3 protein-coding genes and 1 pseudogene are annotated in these 2,657 nt (G+C 64.6%); all 4 read right to left on the bottom strand.

Annotated features, from left to right (window positions below; translation table 11 throughout):
* Nucleotides 1–115, bottom strand: a pseudogene (locus LQV45_RS24895) (sugar phosphate isomerase/epimerase); the annotation flags it as partial.
* A gap of 13 nt (nucleotides 116–128) precedes the next feature.
* Entirely contained in the window at nucleotides 129–1,340 is a 1,212-nt protein-coding gene (locus tag LQV45_RS24890) for a Gfo/Idh/MocA family protein (RefSeq protein WP_230009300.1), read from the bottom strand.
* Nucleotides 1,337–1,735, bottom strand: coding sequence for a DUF6379 domain-containing protein (locus LQV45_RS24885; RefSeq protein WP_230009298.1), 399 nt, complete (start codon nucleotides 1,733–1,735; stop codon nucleotides 1,337–1,339). The genes LQV45_RS24890 and LQV45_RS24885 overlap by 4 nt, the downstream gene beginning before the upstream one ends.
* An 8-nt stretch (nucleotides 1,736–1,743) precedes the next feature.
* Nucleotides 1,744–2,657: sugar phosphate isomerase/epimerase (locus tag LQV45_RS24880; protein WP_230009296.1), on the bottom strand; the 914-nt coding region annotated here is incomplete at its 5' end.

Below are 2,657 nucleotides of genomic sequence, written 5' to 3'. Positions count from 1 at the left end.
CACCCCAGCAGGCGATCTCCAGCCCGTCGTAGCCCCACTCGCCGGCGAGCCGGGCCACCTCCTCGAACGGCAGGTCGGCCCACTGGCCGGTGAACAAGGTAATTGGTCGTGCCACGTACTTCCCCTCCTCAACTGGCCGGCACGGGAACGCCGGCAGCGACCCGTGTCCAGGCGGAATCATTTTCGGAACTGCGCTGGACAGCGTCGAGCACCCGCTGCACCCTCAGCCCGTCGGCGAACGACGAATGCGGGACGGCGCCGCCCACGATGCCTTCCACGAGGTCCTTGACTTGGTGGGAGAACCCGTGCTCGTAACCGAGCATGTGCCCTGCCGGCCACCACGCCGAAACGTAGGGATGCTCCGCTTCCGTGACCAGGATCTTCCGGAAGCCCTGGCGGTCCGCAGGGGCCGTGCGGTCGTAGAACTGGACGCTATTGAGGTCCTCCAGGTCGAAGGCCAAGGCGCCCTTGTCCCCGGAAACCTCAATCTGCAGCGCGTTCTTCCGGCCGGTGGCAAACCGGGTGGCCTCGAACGACGCCAGCGCGCCGGATTCGAAGCGGCCCGTGAAGATGGCGATATCGTCCACCGTCACCTGGCCGGAGCCGACGCCGGCAGCGCCGGAAAGCCCGGTATCGGAAGGTCCGGAGCCTGAAGTGGAGCCCTTCAAAAGAGGCCGCTCCTTCACGATGGTGTCGATAACGCCGGACACCTTCTCCAGGTTCAAGCCGGTGACGAACTGGGCCAGGTCGATGGCGTGGGCACCGATGTCCCCCAGGGCCCCCGAGCCGGCGTGTTCCTTCTGCAGGCGCCACGCCAGCGGCATCTCCGGGTCCACCAGCCAGTCCTGCCGGTAGGAGGCACGCACCTGGTTGATCGTGCCCACGGCGCCTTCGGCGATGAGGTTGCGGAGGAAGGTGACGGCCGGAACGCGGCGGTAGGTGAAACCGACCATTGCCTGGATGCCCCGGGCAGCCGCCCGTTCGGCAGCTTCGGCCATCGCTTCGGCTTCCGCCACCGAGTTGGCGAGTGGTTTTTCGCACAAAACGTGCTTACCGGCCTCCAGCGCGGCGATCGCGATTTCGGCGTGGGAGTCGCCGGGGGTGACGATATCGACGACGTCGATATCGTCACGGGCGATCACGTCCCGCCAGTCTGTTGCTGACTCGGCCCAGCCCCACTTGCTGGCAGCGGCGGCGACCGCTTCAGCGTTACGGCCGACGATAACCGCCATTTCCGGCTCGGCCGGCAGGCCGAATACCCGCGGCGCCGTCCGCCAGCCTTGGGAGTGGGCAGCACCCATGAAGCCATAACCGATCATGGCCACGCGCAGGGTTTTCATGCGAGCACCACTGTCCGTTCAACCGCGACGCGGTTGCCGACGTAACGCATCGGCGCAATCTGCATATACAGCAGGCGCAGGGTGAGGAAGACCTCGACGTCGATCTCCTCGCCGGCGTCGGGGACGCGGTCCAGCGGGATGATCACGTCGGGCTTGTCTGCGACGAACCACAGGGTTTCCCATTGCTCCGGGAGTTCAGCTATGGAGTAGGACTTGTCCTGCAGTTCGAAGCGGAGGGACTCCTTGGGAATCTCCACGCCATTGACGGTTGCAACGACGTCGTCAACGGCGGACAGCCAGAGGCTGCGGTACCAGGGCAGCTGCACCGATACGGCAATCCCCTCGGGGTGCCTGCGGACGTCGGTGTCCTGGAACAGGGAATTGTGAGTTGCCATGGCTTTCCTTACTTAACAGTCTCGACCAGGGTCGCGTGGGAATCGGATGCATTTGGATCAGCGGCCTCTTCGATGGCATGCCGCATCAGCGTGTGCTGCTTCTTGACGAGGTCGATCGGATCGGATTCGCCCAGGTCGGCGAACGCGTGGCCCTCCCACTCGCTGGACAGGTAGCCCTGGTAGCCGCCCTTGACGAACTGGCGCACAATGCGGGGAATGTCCATCGCGGGTTCATTGCCGTGTTCGTCGATGTCGTAGAACTTCGCGTGGACATGGAAGATCTGCGGCATGATGTCCAGCCACTCCTCCGGCGGAACCAGTCCGTGCATGTTGAACGCCAGCCGGGTGAAGGGACCAAGGCGCGCGGGGTCGAAGTTGTTGGCGTTCAGGTAGTCCTCGAATTCCTGGTTGCGCTCCTGCATCGGCAACGGCTTGCGCCAGATCTCCTGCATGACGGCAAAGTGCTCCTCGGGCAGCCCCATTTGCGTCAACGTGCGGAAGAGGGTCGGGGAAAGGCTGTGCATTGTCGAGCTGAAGTCTGCGGTGAAACCGAGCCGGTCGCTTCCCAGTTCCTCGTACATCTCGCGGATCTGCAGGATCTTGGGATCGTTCGGCCCCTGCGGCGCGTGAATTTCGTAGCCGAGCTTCTGATCGAACTTCTCGGCCAGGGGAAGCAGCCGGCGGAGCAATTCCTTGCCCGCGGAGCGGATCACCACGCGGTGGAAACCAAGCTTGTTAGCCGTGTGCAGCTGCGCGGCGAAGAAGTCGTACTCCTCGTCGGGTGTCATGTCCCGGTCCTTGCGGCGGCCCATGTCCAGGTTGGTGCCCACTGCGCTGGGGGTCAGGCCGTAGCGGTCCATGCTGTCGCGCCACAGGCGGACGAAGTCGTCGTCGACGTCCGGGTAGGTGCGCAGCATCTGGG

The sequence above is a fragment of the Microbacterium sp. Bi128 genome, assembly GCF_918698205.1.
This window is presented reverse-complemented; position numbering and strand designations above follow the sequence as displayed.